2 protein-coding genes are annotated in these 737 nt (G+C 61.1%); both read right to left on the reverse strand.

The annotated features are described in order from the left end of the window. Positions 1-109: MbeD/MobD family mobilization/exclusion protein (locus GHO32_RS27335; RefSeq protein WP_218581171.1), on the reverse strand; the 109-nt coding region annotated here is incomplete at its 3' end. A gap of 3 nt (positions 110-112) precedes the next feature. After that, positions 113-601 (reverse strand): MbeB family mobilization protein, encoded by a 489-nt coding sequence (locus tag GHO32_RS26135; protein ID WP_256665604.1) that lies wholly within the window; start codon positions 599-601, stop codon positions 113-115. Between the last annotated feature and the right edge of the window lie 136 nt (positions 602-737).

The raw sequence follows: 737 nt of genomic DNA on the forward strand, positions 1-737 counted from the left end.
GCTCGATCCGCATACTTTGCAAGGTCTCGGCGAAACTGCTCAGCTGCTGCTCGTGCTCGCTCTGTAAACTCTCCAAGGCGTCTAGCAAGGCCTTCTCGATCTCCGTCATAGCCTACTTCTCCAACTTCACTGCCTGTCGGCTGCCATTCTCGAACGTCCACCCGCTGACTGCCTTCATCCCTTTTGGCAGGATGATGAACTGGCCGTTTTCGTCGCGGTGGAAGTCCATCCCCAACGCCTGGGCGCGGGCCATCGTGGCCTTCTGCTGCTCGATGAGCTGGAAATTCTCCGCCACCGTCTGCCCTGTCCACCACAGGGCCCCGCTCGCGGCCAAGATCACCGCCAGCAGGCTCCCGGCGAGCCATTTCCAGCCCGACAGGACTAGCGCCCTGGTGTTGGCCTCGGTCGTGCTCAAAATCGCTTCTAGCGCTTTCTCGCGGGCCTGGATGGCGGCGCTCAAGCTCTGTTCGCTTGATCTCAATGCCGCGAGCAAGGTCTGTTCGTGCTGTTTGTAGGCGTTCGTCACGCCCGTCTCGATAGCGCTGGCTTGCTGCTTCGATTTCTCCTCGAAGCTCCGGGCCAAGTCTGAAATCCCGCTCATAGAGGGCCCCCTTGAGGCGTATGTTCTTGCCGCCGTCCGGGTCGGCGATGCTGATGGATGACTTGGTTTCGCGGGCCACCTGGAAGCCTGCACCTGTCAACTTTTCGAGCACGTCAGCACGGCTGCGCACCTCGCC

This window comes from Pseudomonas sp. FSL R10-2189 (assembly GCF_009600325.1).
Lineage (GTDB): Bacteria > Pseudomonadota > Gammaproteobacteria > Pseudomonadales > Pseudomonadaceae > Aquipseudomonas > Aquipseudomonas helleri.

What these genes read in the sequence shown, in the direction of transcription:
- GHO32_RS26135 (WP_256665604.1), bottom strand. Translation starts at nt 601, where the DNA reads ATGAGCGGGATTTCAGACTTGGCCCGGAGCTTCGAGGAGAAATCGAAG.